The organism is Ruegeria sp. CE9, from assembly GCF_056537425.1.
Genome location: NZ_JBQFRO010000002.1, coordinates 256415 through 273577, shown reverse-complemented (window position 1 = coordinate 273577; position 17163 = coordinate 256415). Strand labels below are relative to the sequence as shown.

Annotated in this window: 19 protein-coding genes; 17 read left to right on the top strand and 2 right to left on the bottom strand. The window is 53.3% G+C overall.

Going from position 1 to position 17163, the window contains the following annotated elements:
• Nucleotides 1-32: 32 nt before the first annotated feature.
• Genes ACR0B3_RS05910 through otnC form a run of 6 tightly spaced genes read left to right on the top strand, consistent with a single transcriptional unit; the run spans nt 33 to nt 5291 of the window.
• Entirely contained in the window at nt 33-782 is a 750-nt protein-coding gene (locus tag ACR0B3_RS05910) for a hypothetical protein (RefSeq protein ID WP_480808252.1), read from the top strand.
• A 4-nt stretch (nt 783-786) separates the two neighbouring features.
• Nucleotides 787-2298, top strand: a complete 1512-nt coding sequence (locus ACR0B3_RS05905) for a tripartite tricarboxylate transporter permease (protein WP_480808251.1) — start codon at nt 787-789, stop codon at nt 2296-2298.
• A complete protein-coding gene (locus ACR0B3_RS05900; protein ID WP_480808250.1) occupies nt 2298-2585 on the top strand; it encodes a putative quinol monooxygenase in 288 nt (95 codons plus the stop codon). The genes ACR0B3_RS05905 and ACR0B3_RS05900 overlap by 1 nt, the downstream gene beginning before the upstream one ends.
• Nucleotides 2582-3379 carry an N-acyl homoserine lactonase family protein gene (locus ACR0B3_RS05895; protein ID WP_480808249.1) on the top strand — a complete coding sequence of 266 codons (798 nt, stop codon included), beginning with the start codon at nt 2582-2584 and terminating at the stop codon, nt 3377-3379. Before ACR0B3_RS05900 ends, ACR0B3_RS05895 begins: the two co-directional genes overlap by 4 nt.
• On the top strand, nt 3376-4653 hold the full coding sequence (gene otnK / locus ACR0B3_RS05890; RefSeq protein ID WP_480808248.1) for a 3-oxo-tetronate kinase: 1278 nt from the start codon (nt 3376-3378) through the stop codon (nt 4651-4653). The genes ACR0B3_RS05895 and otnK overlap by 4 nt, the downstream gene beginning before the upstream one ends.
• Nucleotides 4650-5291: a 3-oxo-tetronate 4-phosphate decarboxylase gene (otnC, locus tag ACR0B3_RS05885; protein WP_480808247.1), complete on the top strand. Its 642-nt coding sequence runs from the start codon at nt 4650-4652 to the stop codon at nt 5289-5291. The genes otnK and otnC overlap by 4 nt, the downstream gene beginning before the upstream one ends.
• Nucleotides 5292-5883: 592 nt before the next feature.
• Here otnC and ACR0B3_RS05880 read toward each other — a convergent pair.
• A complete protein-coding gene (locus ACR0B3_RS05880; RefSeq protein ID WP_480808246.1) occupies nt 5884-6270 on the bottom strand; it encodes a hypothetical protein in 387 nt (128 codons plus the stop codon).
• A 328-nt stretch (nt 6271-6598) separates the two neighbouring features.
• Here ACR0B3_RS05880 and ACR0B3_RS05875 point away from each other — a divergent pair, with 328 nt between their 5' ends.
• Nucleotides 6599-6787, top strand: a complete 189-nt coding sequence (locus ACR0B3_RS05875; RefSeq protein ID WP_170424798.1) for a hypothetical protein — start codon at nt 6599-6601, stop codon at nt 6785-6787.
• A gap of 254 nt (nt 6788-7041) precedes the next feature.
• Here ACR0B3_RS05875 and ACR0B3_RS05870 read toward each other — a convergent pair whose 3' ends face one another.
• Entirely contained in the window at nt 7042-8163 is a 1122-nt protein-coding gene (locus ACR0B3_RS05870) for a hypothetical protein (RefSeq protein ID WP_480808245.1), read from the bottom strand.
• Nucleotides 8164-8360: 197 nt separating this feature from the next.
• On the opposite strand from ACR0B3_RS05870, the gene ACR0B3_RS05865 reads away from it, so the two are divergent.
• The 10 genes from ACR0B3_RS05865 (at nt 8361) to ACR0B3_RS05820 (ending at nt 17126) form a co-directional block, all read left to right on the top strand.
• Nucleotides 8361-8981, top strand: coding sequence for a PepSY domain-containing protein (locus ACR0B3_RS05865; RefSeq protein ID WP_480808244.1), 621 nt, complete (start codon nt 8361-8363; stop codon nt 8979-8981).
• A gap of 38 nt (nt 8982-9019) precedes the next feature.
• Nucleotides 9020-9679 carry a response regulator transcription factor gene (locus ACR0B3_RS05860; protein WP_480808243.1) on the top strand — a complete coding sequence of 220 codons (660 nt, stop codon included), beginning with the start codon at nt 9020-9022 and terminating at the stop codon, nt 9677-9679.
• Complete coding sequence (locus ACR0B3_RS05855) at nt 9679-11007, top strand: ATP-binding protein (protein WP_480808242.1); 1329 nt, start codon at nt 9679-9681, stop codon at nt 11005-11007. The genes ACR0B3_RS05860 and ACR0B3_RS05855 overlap by 1 nt, the downstream gene beginning before the upstream one ends.
• 121 nt (nt 11008-11128) lie before the next feature.
• On the top strand, nt 11129-11434 hold the full coding sequence (locus ACR0B3_RS05850; protein WP_480808241.1) for a DUF6862 domain-containing protein: 306 nt from the start codon (nt 11129-11131) through the stop codon (nt 11432-11434).
• Between the two features lie 427 nt (nt 11435-11861).
• Nucleotides 11862-12194, top strand: coding sequence for a hypothetical protein (locus ACR0B3_RS05845; RefSeq protein ID WP_480808240.1), 333 nt, complete (start codon nt 11862-11864; stop codon nt 12192-12194).
• Between the two features lie 435 nt (nt 12195-12629).
• The gene (locus tag ACR0B3_RS05840; RefSeq protein ID WP_480808239.1) at nt 12630-13043 is read left to right on the top strand and encodes an Imm63 family immunity protein; all 414 of its coding nucleotides are present in this window, start codon (nt 12630-12632) and stop codon (nt 13041-13043) included.
• A 610-nt stretch (nt 13044-13653) separates the two neighbouring features.
• Nucleotides 13654-14466 (top strand): tetratricopeptide repeat protein, encoded by an 813-nt coding sequence (locus ACR0B3_RS05835; RefSeq protein WP_480808238.1) that lies wholly within the window; start codon nt 13654-13656, stop codon nt 14464-14466.
• 52 nt (nt 14467-14518) lie between these two features.
• The gene (locus ACR0B3_RS05830; RefSeq protein WP_480808237.1) at nt 14519-14884 is read left to right on the top strand and encodes a hypothetical protein; all 366 of its coding nucleotides are present in this window, start codon (nt 14519-14521) and stop codon (nt 14882-14884) included.
• Nucleotides 14881-15402: an invasion associated locus B family protein gene (locus tag ACR0B3_RS05825; protein ID WP_480808236.1), complete on the top strand. Its 522-nt coding sequence runs from the start codon at nt 14881-14883 to the stop codon at nt 15400-15402. The genes ACR0B3_RS05830 and ACR0B3_RS05825 overlap by 4 nt, the downstream gene beginning before the upstream one ends.
• Nucleotides 15402-17126, top strand: coding sequence for a ShlB/FhaC/HecB family hemolysin secretion/activation protein (locus ACR0B3_RS05820; protein ID WP_480808235.1), 1725 nt, complete (start codon nt 15402-15404; stop codon nt 17124-17126). The genes ACR0B3_RS05825 and ACR0B3_RS05820 overlap by 1 nt, the downstream gene beginning before the upstream one ends.
• The last annotated feature ends 37 nt before the right edge of the window (nt 17127-17163 follow it).

Genomic DNA, 17163 nt, shown 5'->3' with positions numbered 1-17163 from the left:
TTGATCACGCCCTTTCCCACAAGAGGTAGGTAATGGACAATCCCGACGAAACTCTGGTCATGCGAGCGCGTGATTTTTGGGCCTCGATTGTGCTTATCGCAGTATCAGTCTTTTTCCTTTGGAAGACGTTGGATATTCCACTTTGGGGCGAAAACCGCGCAGGTGTTAGTGGATCGGATTGGTACAACTCGGCCGCTATTGTACCTCTGTTCATATTCGGTGGACTGCTTGTTTTGTCCATTGTCTTGCTGGTGATTTCGATCCGCTCAGGTGGGGCCCAAAACGCGCTCACGGCTCTGGGGATCGGATGGGACAAATCGGAAGCCTATCGAGCAATAACAATAGGCCTAATCCTTCTTGCATATGTCGTCGGGCTCGTTCCCAGAGTGGATTTCATACTGTGCTCTGGATTGCTGATTACGGCTTTGACTTACGGCTATTACGGCGGTCACGCGCGCCGTGCGTTGGTGGCCTGCATCGCCGTTGTTGCTGCTGGACTGTATGCCTTGGTCCGCTTTCCGGCGCAGGCAGATTGGAACGCTCAAAGCGATGATTGGTTTACACTGGCGATCTGGGTTGCCTTGACGTTTTGGGTGCTGACCAAAGCGACCTCAGAACGCGTTTTGCGGGTCGTGCCATTCATCGCGATATTGGCTCCGTTGGTTCTTGTTTGCGCGATGGCCTTTGTTTTCCGGCAGAACGTGCCCGCGCGCGGTGGGTTGGTCTTCAAGCAAATCGAATACCACTACTACGTGACGCTTCGTCCGTTATGGAAAGACTGACTGAATGGACTTTATCGTTTCGCAACTGGCTGGATTTGGAACCGCGTTCGTTGGTCTGGCAGTGGACCCGCTGACCTACCTATATTTGGTCGCATCCGTATTTCTGGGCATCACATTCGGCGCTTTGCCCGGCCTTACGGCAACCCTGGCAGTGACGATCCTGACGGGTTTCTTTGGCAACAAAATCCCGTTGGACTATTCGCTCATCGCATTGCTCGGGGCCTATGTTGGCGCGATCTATGGTGGCTCTTACCCGTCAATACTGCTGAACATTCCCGGCACAGCAGCCAGCGCGGCGACGGCCATGGATGGCTATCCCTTGGCCAAAGCCGGTCGAGGGGGCGAAGCGCTAGGATTGACCACAACAGCCAGCTTCATAGGCACAGTTATCGGGACGATCACGCTTTTGATTTTTGTCTGGGCACTGCTCTTGGTTTCGAAGAACATCGCGAGTCCGGAAAAAGCGCTGTTGGCTTTGTTTGGCATCCTTCTCTCTGGCACACTTATGAGCGAGGATCTGGTGATCAAGGGATGGATCGCCGGTCTGATCGGGCTTGCGATGTCCATGGTGGGGCTCGACCCTCTGTTGTCTGAGCCGCGTTATACCTTCGGCTGGTCTTACCTGTTGAGCGGGTTTCAGGTTGTGCCCGTTTTGATGGGGGCCTTTGCGATACCTCAAATTATCGATGGTCTAAGGCATGTGGAGGCCGGGAAAGTGCTGGCACTTAAGGGGCGCATCCTTCCAAACCTTCGCTCTATTCGACGCTACCTGCCGACCATTGGCCGGTCGGGAGTAATCGGAACTGGAGTGGGCGCGCTTCCCGGCGTCGGCGAAGATGTGGCGGGATGGGTCAGCTACGGTGTTGGCAAAACCGTTTCAACGGAAGGTGACAAATTTGGAAAAGGCTCTCTGGAGGGCCTGTTGAGTTCTGAGACCGCAAACAACGCCTGTATCGGTGGCGCGCTGATCCCGCTATTGGTGCTAGGTATCCCCGGTTCACCACCTGCCGCCGCATTGATGGGCGCTTTCAAGATCAACAATGTGATCCCGGGGCCGACGATAGACCCCGAGATCATTCTGCGCGTGGTTGCAATTCTGGTGTTGGCCTCCCTGACGATGTTCTTGATGGGTCTGTTCACCGCGCGCGTTTTCATAAAGATACTTGCCATCCCGCAGACCTTTTTCTTGCCGGTCGTGATGGTCCTGACAACAATCGGATCATTCAGCGTTGGTGGAGGTATCAATGACCTCTACCTGATGCTTGGCGTCGGCGCGGTTGCCTATTTCATGAACCTCATGAAGTATCCAATCGCCCCACTGGTTATCGGGGTAATTCTAGGCAACCTGTTTGACGAAACCTTCCGCCGGTCGCTGTTCTTGTCGGACGGGGATCTTTCGGTCTTCTTTTCAAGACCCGGTGCGGCCATTCTGCTGATGCTCAACATTGGTCTGATCCTCAGCCAATTGCCCATAGCCAAGCGCGCTTTCGCACGCCTCAAAGGATTATCTGTCTGATGTTTGTGGTTACTGTAACCTTCACACTGAAACCCGATACGAGAGACACTTTTTTACCGCTGATGGTCGAAAACGCTTCAACCTCTTTGCGTGAAGAAATCGGATGCCGCCAGTTTGACGTTTGTCTCGGCGACGAACCCGAGACAGTTTTTCTCTATGAGGTTTATGATGACAGCGCGGCGTTCTCTGCCCACCTAGAAAGCGCGCATTTTCAGTCCTTCGATACGGCAGTGGCTGATATGATCGCCACCAAGGTAGTTCACCATTATTCCGAGGTCGTCCGATGAACGATTGGGAGATCCATGCCGTGAAATACGCGGATCGCAACGCCCGGACGCGAGCTGACAGCTTCATCATTGATGACAATCATGACGCGCCCCATGCGATGGATTATTTCGTTTGGGTCTTGAAGCGTGGCAGCGAAGTCATTTTGGTCGATACCGGATACGACTCCGATGAGGCTTCTGCCCGTGGTCGTCCGATCGCGATGGATTCGCGCGATGCCCTACGCCCCTTGGGCGTCACGCCGGATGCGGTGACTGAGGTCATCGTGACCCACCTTCATTATGACCACGCGGGAGGGCTGCATATGTTCCCTAACGCGAAGTTGCATATGCAATCAGCGGAAATGGCCTTCGCTACAGGTCCCTGCATGTGCCACGATCACCTGCGCGCACCTTTCACGGCTGACCATGTCTGCGAGGTAGTAAAGCGCCTCTATTCAGGCCAGGTCGTCTTCTACGACGGCGAAGCCCAGATTGCAGATGGGGTCACGGTGCACTGTATCGGTGGGCATTCGCGCGGGTTGCAATGCGTTCGCGTAAGAACGGCAGCCGGGTGGGTGGTTCTGGCCTCGGACGCCTCCCACTACTATGAGAACTTCATGGCGCGAAAGGCCTTTCCCATCGTTGTCGACTTGCAGGACATGATGGATGGTTTCGAGACACTCGAGAGGTTGGCCTCGCATCCTCGACTGATAGTGCCTGGCCATGATCCATTGGTGCGAGAGTTTTTCCCAGTTGGCGCTGCGCCTCATATCCATCGTCTTGACCTTGGGCCCATGAGGGACATTGAAGTATGAAAATCGGTGTCATAGCGGACGATTTTACCGGTGCGAGCGATATTGCGAACATCTTGGCGAAGGGCGTTGAACCGGAAGGTGGGTTACGAACGGCTCAGTTCCCGGGTATCCCGAATACCCCGGCCGACGAGGAGATCGAAGCGGGTGTGATCTCACTCAAGAGCCGCACCGCACCGACTGAGGAAGCTGTTGCGGACAGTCTGCGGGCCCTGCGGTGGCTTAAAGACCAAGGATGCCAGCAGTTCATCTTCAAGTATTGTTCGACCTTCGATTCCACGACTAAGGGAAACATCGGCCCCGTTGCTGAAGCGTTGGCCAATGAACTGAGTGCGCAAAAGGTGGTTTTCTGTCCGGCCTTTCCCACCACGGGGCGTACGGTTTATCAGGGCCATCTTTTTGTGCTCGGCAAGCCGCTACCCGAGTCTGGGATGGAAAATCACCCTCTTACTCCGATGACGGATGCGAACATCAGGCGGTGGTTGCAGCATCAGACCGAAGAAGAAGTTGGGTTGGTGCCAGTTGACACCGTGAAGCAAGGACCGGAGGCGATTTCTGATGCGTTGCAGAACGCAAACGAACGCTTTGTGATTGGTGATGCGATTTCGGACGAGGATTTGCTGGCTTGGGGTGAGGCTCTAATGGATGCCAAGCTCGTTACTGGCGGGTCGGGGATAGCATTGGGTCTACCCAGAAACTTCGTCAGAAGAGCTTCGTCCAAAAGAGGTGGCAGTGTGTTCACAGGTATCGCTGGGCCCGCCGCCATCCTTGCAGGATCATGTTCAGGTGCGACACGCGGGCAGATCGATGTTCATGCGGAATCCAATCCGACGTTCGCCATCGATGTTCCGGGTGTCATGTCCGGGGATGTGACGACGCAAACGCTTCTGGATTTCTTTGAAAAGCATTCAGGTCAGGCACCGCTCGCGTATTCATCGGGAAGCCCGGATGATGTGCGCGCGATCCAAAACAAATTCGGTCAGGAGGCTGTGGCGGAAAAGCTGGACAATCTCTTTGCAGATACAGCACGAGAACTTGTCGATGCTGGGTACAAGCGCCTTGCGGTGGCAGGAGGGGAGACTTCGGGAGCTGTTGCCAAGGTCATCTCTGAGGCACTGGGGTCTCCGGCCATGTCAATTGGGCCAGAGATCGACCCGGGCGTGCCAGTCCTGAGCGTTGGAAAAACTGAACCTATTGCGTTGGCCCTAAAATCTGGAAACTTTGGCGCTCCGGACTTTTTTGCGAAAGCCCTCAGAATGATGGAGGCCGGCAAATGAGATCTGAAGAATTGGCTTTACGGCAGCAGATGTCGGAACTGTGTGCTTCGCTGTTTGCGCGTGGCTTTTCCGTCGGCACAGCGGGCAATGTCTCCGCGCGCCTTGATGACGGAATCCTCATGACGCCAACCAATTCCACCTTGGGTGATATCGACCCAGAGCGCATTGCCAAGATTGATTTGGATGGAAACCACGTTTCAGGAGACAAGCCGACCAAGGAAGTTTTTCTGCATCAAGCCTTCTATGAGACGAGGCCACAAGCTGGTGCAGTGGTGCATCTACATTCGACCTGGGCCACCGCACTGTCGTGTCTGGAAGACACCGATCCCAATGACTGTATTCCACCGCTTACACCATACGTGGTCATGCGCGTCGGCACGGTCAAACTTGTTCCATACGTTAAGCCGGGTGATCCGAAGTCCGGTGATTTGATCCGCGAACTGAGCGGCCAGTATAGTGCGGTTCTATTGGCTAATCACGGCCCCGTCGTGTCTGGAAAGGATCTGTTCTCAGCGGTCTGTGCAGCAGAAGAGCTGGAAGAAACGGCCAAGCTGCTAGTGGCTTTGCGCGGCCTGCCAACGCGCCTACTGGATGCTGAAAATGTCGCAGAACTCAAAGAGACTTTCGGAAGTATGTAATCGGTCACCCTGGGGTAGTGTGCAAACTTTTGGGAAAGTCGTGCAAAATTATGTGCAAGCGTCGCGCAAAGTTATGGGCGAGCACACTTGAACTTTATGAATGAAATCAATTATTTGGACGCAGCGTTATGCGCAGGTTTACAATTTTGTGTAGTGCGCCCGAATATCATGCATCAATTGCATTTTCGAACATTAGCTCGAAGTGGGACCAAAGTCTGCTGAGCGGACAAACCGGCCGTTCGCGTTCTTAACCGCGGAGTCCGTATCTCAGCCCAAAGCAGACATCTATGATCAAGCTTTGCAACTCAAACGTTGCGAACCTATCAGTGCAGTAACTTACGAGCAAGATGACGTCAGCGACAAATCATTAGCCCAAAGTCGACCTTCATAATTGATTTCTGCAAATCCCGAATTGTACAACAATAAAGTCCGTAGCGAAGGCCATGCCAAATTTTAGTTCGGGTTGGCGATAGACGCTGTTTAGACGAATTACTGGATATGATTAAAGTCTGGAGCAGGCGTTTGTTTCAATTTTGGCAAGCGGCCCTGATGGCTTCGAACTTAGTATTAGTGCGAGAAGCTGTCGAAGCACTTAATTCAGAATATCGGCGATTGCCCCTATCAGGTTCAGCACTTCATGCGTTTCACGGTTTACTTCGTAAACATAATCTCCGGCACGCACGTAGTATCCATTGCGCCGTAGTCCCCATCGGCCGGGATCATCGATGCGGACATACCCATCATAGATGTAGTCCCCTCGACGGTATTTCTTTGCCTGCCCAGGCGGTACACAGGGGATCGCCTTTTTTGCCAAGCCCGGCGGACAATGTCCGGATTTGGATTTCACATGGATCGGCGCGGTCGCGTTGGCTCCGCTAACTTGCCCCATACTGTGACTCCACAAGCTTTGATTTGCGTCTGCAGATAACGTGCCTTGCACGGTCAGTGCCACCGCCAGAACTCCAACAATGTTTTTCATTCGCATCGCCTTTTTTGGTTCTTAGCCCAGATATGATCTTGAACGGGTCTTGGCGAGTTTATCAGCGAAGAGTCGCTTTCCGATGCAGCTGTTTGTTCACGAATTGAAACCATGTGCTGCGACTGTCATCGCATTACCCAACTGCAGCAACAAGAATGGGTGTTCTTCGTCCACCCAGCCACCCGCTTATTCTTTTGTCTTTATTTCGCGAACAACATTAACCGAACGTGAACAATGTATTCTCAGAGTGTTCAACCAGACTGATGCATAGTGAACTTGTTGGATCGAACGAGTGGTGTTTTGTTCGATCGCTGACAAGGGGAAACGCATGATTAAGTCTGCCTTTGTGACTGAAGAGTCCAGCACAACAGCTGTGATGCAAACCTCCGGCAAAATCGCCGAAGAACGTTTGCCAACCACGACCAAATCGAGCAGTGGTCGCTTCCCTCCTATCGAAAATGCATTAACACAGATCGTCAAAAACAAGCGGCTTTCCGAGGCACATAACAACGTCTGAAGGCAGTTCAGCAGACCCCCAAACAATTCCCGATATCTGTCCTAAATATTGGAATTGAAAACTGAATCCCGCTCCGTCTTGGGGCGGGATTTCTTTTTTTCGTCTTTGGAAAAAATGGGCGTTGCAATTGATATACAAAAGTATCGGGCCAGCCGCTTCCCATCCTGTGAAGCATTTGGCTGACCCGAGTTTCAGTACTTCCGTGAGTGGTCAATACTGAAGGTTGATTGACGCGGCGAGGCTGTTGTTTTTCTTTACAGACCCAACAACGCCTTAACTTCTTGTTCAACGGCGCCGGTCACGGGTTTGTTGGCGGCGGCTTCCAGGGCTTCCCGCTCGGTCAACTCCTGTTCCTCGACCTGGTCTGCCAGTTCTTGCACCTGTTCAGTCGCTTCTTCGTATTCGACGGCAGTCTGACGTTCATCGTTCAGGTCCTGCGCTGCTTCGATCGACGCGTCCAAATCAGCGCGGGCTTCATCCAATTGCTCCTCAATCTCAGGGTTCGTTCCGCCTGCGTCTTCCAGTGCTTGTTCGAGATCCTCGACGCGTTCCTGGTTTTCCTGGACTTCACTCAACGCGACTTCCAGGTCTTCTTCAATCTCAGGAACGGTCCGCTCCGGTGGCTCCAAGCCAGCAAGCTCTTCCAATTGTTCCGCAAGCTCTTCGCGCAAGGGTTCCCCGGCCAACACGGTATCTCGATAATTGGCAATTCGGCCTACGCGGGAATTGGGCGCCGCATTTTCTAATGCAGTTGCGCTGGCGTTGGCCGCATTGAGCGCCCCTAACTCAGACGGGTGGGCACCAAGAAGTTCTGCCATCTTGTTCCCCTTTGCCCGGACCGCTGGGCGAATGGACTCTTCGACAATTACTGTTTTCGAAGGCTTCTTGTACGTCCTAGGCTTTTGTTTGCCACCGCTGGTGGTCGAGCGCTTTCCAGATGCGGCAACCGTTCTCGACTTGCCTTTGCCGCTAAAGATATCCTTCAAGGAAAAACGACCTCCCTTGCCCAAAGCAGAGCGCGATGATTTTGTCTTGGATTTCGCGGCAGAGGATTTCCCGGCACTTCGACCACCACGGCTTTTGTCAGCACCTTTCTTTCCACCTTTGTTTCCGGCGGAACTGTGGTCACCACGATCTCCGCTGGCGGAGTTCCCTTTGCCACCGCTATTGCCCTTTCCGCCGCCGTTGCCTCCACCGTTTCCGTTATCGCCGCCTTTGCCGTTGCCTCCACCGTTACCCTTTCCACCGCCATTGCCTTTGCCCTCCTTTGCAAAGGCAACATCCGGCACCGCAACGGTGGCTACGATCGCTGTAGATCCCAACAACGCAATTGCCAGGGTCGATGCTTTTAGCAGTCTCAAACTGGTGATTTTCATATCAACCTCCTCGGTCGGCAGTAGCGGACATCGGTCTTTGAACCGACCCGCTGTGTTCTATCGTCTCTATTCGCGCTCGAATCTTCAAAGTTCGCTGCCATTTAACTTGAGGGTGCTTGAACGCAGAGCTAACTGTTTGTTCATCATCGGTTCATGTCGAAAGACGTAGTCTCTGGGCGCGAAATACGAGGACTTTTATGCGCGCGAAGGTGATCTTGGTAGTTGCAAGCTTGCTTGTTGCTTTGCCCGGTGGCGAAGCGGCCGCGCAGACGCGTGAACTCAAGCAAGGTGAGCTGCGCAAGGCGACCCTGACTGGCGGCACAATCCGTTTGAAGCGGGTCATCAAAGGTGTCGAGAAAGCCTATGGCGGGACGCCAGTCGATGCGCGCGCGTTTCAGGCTGATCAAATTTACTATCGTATTCTTGTCAAAAGGCCCGATGGAAAAATTGTCAGTGTCATTGTGAATGCCCAGACCGGTACAGTCGTTTCCAATCGATCCAGCGTTGGGCGTCAAATATCAAAAGCAGCCCGTTCGAACCCCGCCAACGCCAATAACAGCCGCAACACCAACAGCAATCGTGGAGCTTCTGCGAGCCTTGGAAACAACGGCAACAGCGGTGGCAATGGCAATGCTGGTGGAAACGGTGGCGGCAACGGCGGCGGCAATGGCAACGGCGGCGGCAATGGAGGTGGAAATGGTGGTGGAAACAGCGGTGGTAACGGCGGCGGAAACAGCGGTGGTAACGGCGGCGGAAACAGCGGTGGTAACGGTGGCGGCAATTCTGGCGGGAACGGCAAAGGCAACGGCAAAAAATAAGGCTTAAAACAAAGCCGTTGTGCCTGTAGTTTTTGAATATGAGAGTACTTCTGGCCGAAGATGAACCGCAGCTTTGTGAGCAGATTAAGAAGCTTCTGAGTGCAGAAGGCCGCGTGGTAGATGTGGCCAATAATGGTACTGACGCCCTGCACCTGGGTGCGACCGAACCTTACGACATGATCATCCTCGACATCGGGTTGCCAGAACGCGACGGTATCTCTGTCCTTCGTGAATGGCGCGGTGCGGGCGTTAAGACGCCAGTGTTGATACTAACGGCGCGCGATGGGTGGAGCGAACGCGTGGACGGCCTTGATGCCGGCGCCGATGACTATATGACCAAACCGTTTCATATGCCGGAATTGGCCGCACGTGTGCGCGCAATCCTGCGCAGACAAAGCGGTCAGCTGAACCCCGTTATTGAAATGGGAGACGTTACGCTTGATACGCGAAACGGGAGGGTCAGCGTGGGCGGAATCCCGGTCGACCTGACCGCGCAAGAGATTGCTGTTCTGACATACCTTGCTCACAACATGGGACGCATGGTGTCGCGCACCGAGTTGTCCGAGCACATCTACGAATACGACGGTGACCGGGACTCGAACACCATCGCTGTTTTCATAACCCGGCTGCGTAAGAAACTAGGTCCTGAACTAATAACAACGGTCAGAGGTCGCGGCTATATGATCGATACCGCCTGATGTTATCGCTGCGCCAACGTGCTTTGCTTGGCGGCCTTGCAACAGGCGCGCTTTCCGTCGGGGTTGGAACGCTGGTCGTATTTTCGTACATCAACACCCGTGTCCTGGAACAATTCGACCAGACGCTACGCGACCGGCACACCCAACTCGTTGTCGGATTGAGCGCAACGACTCACGACCCTGAAGCACTGCGCGAACTGATGTTCGACCCGGCCTATGGAACGCCGTTTTCAGGCAGATACTGGCAGGTGACCGATGCAAACGGGGTTACATTCACATCGGCCTCGCTCTTTGACGAAACTATTTCTGAACCTGCGCGTGTGAGCGATGAGACAGTCGTTTGGAACACCACAGGTCCGGACAACGAGGCCGTTCGCAGCGCTTATCAGAAAATCACCTTCGAAGACGGAACCGAATGGGGCGTGACGGTCGCCGAAAGCAGGCTTGAACTGATCAGTGAACGTCGCGCCGCGCAGAACAACTTGCTTCCGGTGTTTGGGTTGGTCGGTCTGATTGGAGTTGCGGGTTCGCTGCTGTTGATGTCAGCAATTGTCGGTCCCCTCAGGAAATTACGTGCAGATGTGGCGCATCGTTGGGACAGGGGAGATGATCTTAGGCCGAAAGACTATCCGGAAGAGGTTTCCCCTCTTGTTGAAGACCTCAATCAACTTCTGCACAGAAACCGCGAGATTGTCTCCGGCTCGCGGCGGCAAGCGGCAGACCTGGCGCATGCACTGAAAACGCCGACCGCAATCCTGAGAAATGAGCTGACAAGCTTGTCTGAAACCGGAGCCGATACCACTCAGGCAGAAGAGGCTTTGGGTCGGATCGATGCCCAGCTTGGCCGTTCCCTCGCGCGAATGCGTGCAACCAATACTGGAGAACTGACACATTCCAAAACCGATCTTTCGAACTCAGTCGAGAGATTGTCCAGACTGTTTTCGGTCATGGCAGATCGCGAAGGGAGATCACTTACATCAGATCACGAGGCCGGCCTCTGGGTTCGAATGGACACTCAGGACATAGAAGAAGTGATTGGTAACCTTCTCGACAACGCTCTCAAATGGTGCCAATCGACAGTTCAGATCGCTGCAAAGCGTCTTGAAGACGGCATTCAGATCTGCATCGAAGATGACGGGCCTGGAATTCCTGAGAATGCACGTGAAGGAGTGCTTCGTTCGGGAGGTCGTTTAGACACTTCTGTCAGCGGAACCGGTTTGGGTTTGGCAATAGCCGTTGATCTGCTGAATGCATATGGCTGCAAACTGACACTCGGTACATCCCAAAAACTCGGCGGCTTGGCTTGCTGGATTCTGATCTCAGAATAGACACAATTGCGTAAAGGCTCACAACGGCCCTCGAATTCATTCAATCAAATGGCAGCTTTTTTTGTTCAGACTATAAGTTCGGACAGTCTTCTGCTCTGCCCGTGCTGGGAATAGCATCAGCATGGACGCCGACCGCGATATGGCAGCTCGATGTAGATTAGACCAGCAACGAGACGAACAGCTGCGTGATGCATGTACCGCAAACCAATCCAGCCCAGCCTGCGTTTCTGCCGTTAAAGATGCATACGTGAAACTTGGTTTGGTAAATCCATCTACTACCAATCCGTTTGCTGCACTAGAAGGGCCAAATCTTTATCAAAGACTTCAAATGCAGTTCAAAAGTACGGCTAGGAAGGGCTTGCCGAAGCGCCCAATGGCAAACAAAAGCTGGAAGTATGGGCAGAGTTCACCGGCACTGCGGAACTGATTGCAGAATACCCTGAAGCATATGAAGCGGCGCTTGCAAAGTTTGTAACAGATCGTGCCATTGACGCGACCCTAGCAGTCGTCGGTGAGTTCATTGATGCCGGAATTGGTCGAGGGAAGGCAAACTCTGGTATCAACAACAGGCAGGACACCGTTCAGCTAATACCGGGCAGGCCAATCGAATTTGATGGTCAGTTCTACACGGCAGATGGTTTCAAGTTTTCGAAATCGTACTTTGAGTACCTCTACAATAACGGTCGTCCTGCGCCATTCTTGCAGGCTCGTGAACTCTTGAACAGCAATCCAAAGGTAATGCCGGATCCACAAGGAGCGAAAGGATACTTCCGCTATGAGGGGGCAGGGCTAGAAATGATCTACAACCCGACCACTGGTCAAGTCGGCCATATTCAGCCGCTGAGGTAGTTAAAATGAACATTAAAGATGTGAATGCAACAATGGATGCAGGTTTGGAGGAGCTCGCACGGGCGAAAGAGAAGGTGAACCATTGTCTTGTAGCCTATGAGAGCGAGTGCCAACGGCTAATTGATGAGATTGGTGCTGGTTCCCGCTCAGATGCGGAGCAACGCTTCGATACGCTCTTCGATGTCGCAGGCAGATTATCGAAAGCGTGGTTTCTTCTCGATATCGAAATAGGGGCTACTTTAAAGGCAGTTGTGCGTGCATTCGAACGCCTTCATGAATCTCATTCCCGCGACTATTGGTACAAACGGTTTCAAGCTGGTGAGCGCTGGCCCAATTAACATCGTTGCCGTCCGTTGTTGGGAAAGGCGGCAGATGGTGGTACTGCCTTCCAACCTAAAGATTGGAACGATTATGTTTCTTAACTGCCAACTAGAAGGGAGCCATATTAGTAACCAACGACGTGCTTCTTGAAGCAATTAAGCGAGCCTTAACGGAGTTGGAAGAACAAGGAGAAATCGTGCTTTGTTCAGAAACGCCTGACGCTCCCGCTAAACATATTCTTCACACAATGAGTGATTTGGTATCCAGAGAAGAATTGAACATATCCGAACTTTCAGGCCTGAGGTCTCTGATCTTTCAGGCTCTCAATGATGAACGTTTCTTCGATTGGGAGATGCCGATACTAACCGGGCTTAGTTCTGAGGATTTCAAGAGAATCGCAGAAAAACTCCCGAAAGGGTGAACGAAACAAGAAACTGTAGAGGTAAACTAGGGTGGGCGTTTCGATCAATTTCATTCAGCAAAAGGTATGGGATCTGGCCTCAAAAATTGACGCACCTAAGTCGTGCACTACGGTTTTTTCTACGTCGCCGCAGGACGGCCGGCCCCATATAGAAATCCAGGGAAGTCAATTTCGGCTTGTCTACGAAGAGCGAGGGATTGTGTTTGCTGAGATAACTACTCAGAGCCTCGATCAACTTCTGTATTGGATATTTTGCTCGATCACATCGCAATTGGCACAAGAATATGAACTGCGACATCGTGACGGCTGCCAAGACACCCGTAGGATTCTGTTCTGCAAGCAGTTGGAGTTGATGAAAAAGCTCTCGTCAGCTTGGTATAGCCTTCTAAAGGATGAAATCGAAAACATCCTCGCTGAACATCCTTTCAATGACGAGAGAACTTAATTCCTCCTTCGAAGAAATACACCCAAACAGCCCGTGTCGGGGGCTAGTCGGATGGTGTCGACGATACGTTCTCTCTCTCTAGTTCGGTGTAGGGGCCAAGTTCATCCCTACGCGTCATTGCCTTCTCTAGTACTTCCGCAAAGTACTTATGCACCTGTGTGCGCAGCTCGCCGTGGTTCATGCCCGATGCTTCTATGTGCTTTGTTATTGTGTTGCCGAACACTGCAAGACGCCGTGCCAGAGTACCAGCCTCTTTAGGGCATCGAGTACGTAAAGACACCCGAAGGGTCCTACGTGTGGTGCTTGGTCTAGTGTGGGGTTTTGGTCTTGTGTTTTCGGAAACCGATTCGTCGTTTAGCAGCTCTGAAGCTGGATCACCTGTCTCTCGGGTCAGTTCGATAAAGTTAAAAAGCTTAGACATTTTGTTTTCATGGATACAAATGTGGCGCCAAACAGGCCATGCACCTCTCCAATCGACGCGAATTGCCACATTGCGGTCACAGACCAAAGGTGCATAACTTTTTAGTGAAATTCGATATGATCTTCCCCCTTAACGTGTGCTGTGAGCTTTGTTAGCGAGAAGCTAATAAAATAAACAAAAGGTTACGGAATGGGTATTTTGAGAACCGCTTTTGGCGGAGCAGTTTTTGCATCTATCGCGTGTGCCGCATATGCCGACGTTCCTGCGGGCATTGCTGCCCTTGAAGCTGGTAATGTTTCGGGCGCAGTCGAGGAGTTTCAGGCCGGTTTTGACGATGGTGATGCAGATGGTGCGTTCTTCATCGGGCGCCTGTTTGAGATGGGTCTGGGAACTGAGCGCGACCTGCGCCGCGCTGTCGAGCTCTATAGCGCGGCAGCTGATCAGGGCAGTGCGTTAGCGCAGAACCGGCTCGGTTTGATGTACCTGAACGGTGAACTTGTCTTGCAGGATTATCAACGCGCTGCGGAGTTGATTTGTGCGGCAGCTGAGTCTGGAGATGCCAACAGCGCATTCAATTGCGGCTTACTATTCGCGGATGGACAGGGCGTAGATCAGGATGCGGCAAGCGCAGTGGCATTCTGGCAGCAAGCCGCAGAGCAGAACCACGTAGCAGCCATCAACTATCTGGGTCAGGCCTACCGCGATGGCGCAGGTGTAACGCAGAATTATGAGACCGCTTTTGAGGTTTTCTCGCGCACCGGGGGAGCTGGCAATCCTCTGGGGCTCTTTGAGTTGGCCAAAGCCTATCAGTCAGGCAACGGCGTGGATCAAGATCTTATCAAAGCGCATGGCTATGCCAATTTGGCGTCCGCGCGGGGCATGGAAGAAGCTCGCACCCTGCGAGACACTCTGAACACACAACTGAACCGTGATGATCTGGAGGCAGCACAGAGCTTTGCCCGCGAATGGGAAGCAACTCCACTGCATCAGGCTTCGCAGTAGTCCCCGTTTTCAGGTCCTCGAGTTTTTGTTGGTTCAGATTGGTTCATCTGTTATGAAAAATCTGCTTTTTCTCACGGTTGCTGTTCTGTGTCTCCTGAGCGGGTGTTCAGGTGCATCGCCTGAGCGCCTGAAAGAAATCTATAGCGTCTCTCCGTCGAGCAATGGCGGCTTTACGGCCTCCATAGAAGTGCGCGCAAACCATGCCGATCAGCAGGATAAGTTCAGCCAGAACGCATTCAACGAGATTTGCGCGGGACAAGCGACCATCATGTCCCAAACCGTCTCGGCCCCGTTCGACAAACAGACCACATACACACAAAAGACGTGGAACCCGGCCATTGGCCAATTGGTCCAAACAGCAAGTTTTCCGGTGAACACACCTCATGTTCGTATGACCTACAGGTTTGAGTGCACATGAGGAGCAGTTTTCTATACCCGCTGGCCATGAGCATAGGTATCGCTCTCTTCCAGTCAGCGGCTTTGGCGCAAGAGGCTGAGCCCCCGTCTGCGGACGAGGTGTTTTCGGACTGGCGGGTATTGTGCCAACCGGTGGAACAGGATGTCGCCTGCCAGATGATACAGAGCGTTGCCGCCGAAGAAAATGGCCCGCCAGTATTTCTGCTGAGCGTGTCTGACGATGAAGACACGGACCAAAGCTATGCAGTCATAACGGTTCCTGTTGGCGTCTATCTGGCTCCGGGCATCGAATTGCACGTGGACAAACGCCGTCCCTTCAAAGTCTTGTACGAGGTCTGCGATCAGCTTGGCTGCCACGCGGGGTTTCGGATGAACGGCGATGTCCTGGCGGCATTCCGGAGGGGACTGGAAGTCAAAGCCCGGGTCTGGACGGCGCGCGACAAGGCCATTGATTTCCCGGTGTCGCTGCGCGGGTTCACTGCTGCATACAATCGATTCAGAACGCCGGGGGACAACTGATGGGTTTGCGGTCTCTCTCCCTAACCACAGCACTTGGTCTCTGCGCGATCCTGCCGACGGCAGCAGCCGTTTCAGCGCAAGGCGTATCGCCTGGTGACTTGCAGCGCATTGGCAACGAAATTCTTCAGCAGCAAACTCAGCAGACGGAAGAACAGGAACAACGCCGCCGGGAGTTCGAAGAACGTGAGGATGTGGTACAGGACCAAGCCGCTGGAGAGGAGCTCTATGTTCCTCCCCTGGGTGGCCCCTGCTTTGAGATCCGCAGTATTGATCTCGAAGGTTTTGAGGCATTCAAACGTGAGCCCGAAGGCTATCGCGATCTGATTGGCACCTGTGCGACAGCAGCCGACATCGCGCAGACATTGAACCTGATCAACACATTCTATCAGGAGCTGGGGTTCATCACGACCCGTGCATACGTGCCGGAACAGGACATCGCAGACGGATCTCTGGCGATCACCATCGTGCCGGGCCGGATCGAAGGCTATGTCTATGGAACCGGCCAGCCAGCGGATGCGCGTCTGGGTACGGCCTTCCCTACTGCACGTGGTGACCTTCTGAACCTGCGCGATCTGGAACAGGGGTTAGAGAATATCAACGCACCCCGGTCGGCCAGCGGCCAGTTCCAGCTCGTGCCCGGAGAAACACCTGGCGGGTCCTTCATTCAGGTTGACGTTCAAGACCGACGCCCATGGTACTTGGATTTCCAATTCGACAATTCCGGTTTTGAGTCCACCGGCCGGATCAAAGGCACCAGCACATTTGGACTCGATAACGGGTTAAACCTCAATGACCAGCTGCGGATCGGAATCACCACCACTCCATTTGAGGAGCGCGGGGAGCGCTATTCGGATTCTGTTTCTGTCAACTGGGGCTTGCCGGTAGGCAACTGGCTGATCAATGCGGATTTTGGAGCGAGCGACTATCGCTTCATCACCCAAGGCATCAACCAGTCCTTTGTCACAGAAGGACGCAGCCAATACCTGATCCTACTGACTGAGCGACTGTTGATGCGGAACCAGACATCGAAGGTCTATGCCTACGGTGATCTGAAGCTGAACAGAACCAAAACCTCGATCAACGATATCGAGATCACCGGTCAGCGCCAGCGCCTCACAGTTGCCTCGCTTGGCCTTCGGGGCGAAAGCACCATCGGGCAGGGTCGGCTGTTCTGGAACATAGGCGTGAAAGCCGGGCTTGATGCGCTAGGGGCAGACATTCCTGAACTCAGCGTCATCGATCAGGAATTCCGTCTTTTGAAGATCCGCGCTGATTTCTCTGCTCCGCTTGCAAAAAGCAGGCTTACCTATCGGGGTACACTGGCCGGGCAATACTCGGAAGATATCTTACCTGGCATTGAGCAGTTCGGCATCGGTGGGTGGAGTACAGTTCGGGGCTTTCACGACAACAGCCTCTATGGCGACACCGGGATTTATTTGCGTAACACTGTTGAATGGAGTGCCTACAAGGCGACCAGATTTGAGGTCCGCATGAACGCGGGTCTGGATTTTGGGTATGTCAAACCCTCAGCTCTGCGCCGCTGGTCTCAGGATCATCTGGCAGGTGTCAGCCTTGGGGCGGATATCATCATGAACAATCAAGTCACCTTACAGATGCAGGTGGCGCACGCTTTGAGCCGACCTGACGAGTCCCCACCCAACACCAATCCAGCCTTCGAATCCGACAAGACCGTTGGGTATCTCAGTCTGAGGTTGCAGTTCTGATGAAGCGTTTTGTTGAGCAAAGTAATTTGGGAAGCCG

Coding starts and splice junctions, on each gene's coding strand:
- ACR0B3_RS05820 (WP_480808235.1), top strand. CDS start 15,402: ATGGGTTTGCGGTCTCTCTCCCTAACCACAGCACTTGGTCTCTGCGCG.
- ACR0B3_RS05865 (WP_480808244.1), top strand. CDS start 8,361: ATGCGCGCGAAGGTGATCTTGGTAGTTGCAAGCTTGCTTGTTGCTTTG.
- ACR0B3_RS05830 (WP_480808237.1), top strand. CDS start 14,519: ATGAAAAATCTGCTTTTTCTCACGGTTGCTGTTCTGTGTCTCCTGAGC.
- ACR0B3_RS05900 (WP_480808250.1), top strand. CDS start 2,298: ATGTTTGTGGTTACTGTAACCTTCACACTGAAACCCGATACGAGAGAC.
- otnC (WP_480808247.1), top strand. CDS start 4,650: ATGAGATCTGAAGAATTGGCTTTACGGCAGCAGATGTCGGAACTGTGT.
- ACR0B3_RS05855 (WP_480808242.1), top strand. CDS start 9,679: ATGTTATCGCTGCGCCAACGTGCTTTGCTTGGCGGCCTTGCAACAGGC.
- ACR0B3_RS05905 (WP_480808251.1), top strand. CDS start 787: ATGGACTTTATCGTTTCGCAACTGGCTGGATTTGGAACCGCGTTCGTT.
- otnK (WP_480808248.1), top strand. CDS start 3,376: ATGAAAATCGGTGTCATAGCGGACGATTTTACCGGTGCGAGCGATATT.
- ACR0B3_RS05825 (WP_480808236.1), top strand. CDS start 14,881: ATGAGGAGCAGTTTTCTATACCCGCTGGCCATGAGCATAGGTATCGCT.
- ACR0B3_RS05850 (WP_480808241.1), top strand. CDS start 11,129: ATGGACGCCGACCGCGATATGGCAGCTCGATGTAGATTAGACCAGCAA.
- ACR0B3_RS05875 (WP_170424798.1), top strand. CDS start 6,599: ATGATTAAGTCTGCCTTTGTGACTGAAGAGTCCAGCACAACAGCTGTG.
- ACR0B3_RS05870 (WP_480808245.1), bottom strand. CDS start 8,163: ATGAAAATCACCAGTTTGAGACTGCTAAAAGCATCGACCCTGGCAATT.
- ACR0B3_RS05835 (WP_480808238.1), top strand. CDS start 13,654: ATGGGTATTTTGAGAACCGCTTTTGGCGGAGCAGTTTTTGCATCTATC.
- ACR0B3_RS05895 (WP_480808249.1), top strand. CDS start 2,582: ATGAACGATTGGGAGATCCATGCCGTGAAATACGCGGATCGCAACGCC.
- ACR0B3_RS05910 (WP_480808252.1), top strand. CDS start 33: ATGGACAATCCCGACGAAACTCTGGTCATGCGAGCGCGTGATTTTTGG.
- ACR0B3_RS05845 (WP_480808240.1), top strand. CDS start 11,862: ATGAACATTAAAGATGTGAATGCAACAATGGATGCAGGTTTGGAGGAG.
- ACR0B3_RS05880 (WP_480808246.1), bottom strand. CDS start 6,270: ATGAAAAACATTGTTGGAGTTCTGGCGGTGGCACTGACCGTGCAAGGC.
- ACR0B3_RS05860 (WP_480808243.1), top strand. CDS start 9,020: ATGAGAGTACTTCTGGCCGAAGATGAACCGCAGCTTTGTGAGCAGATT.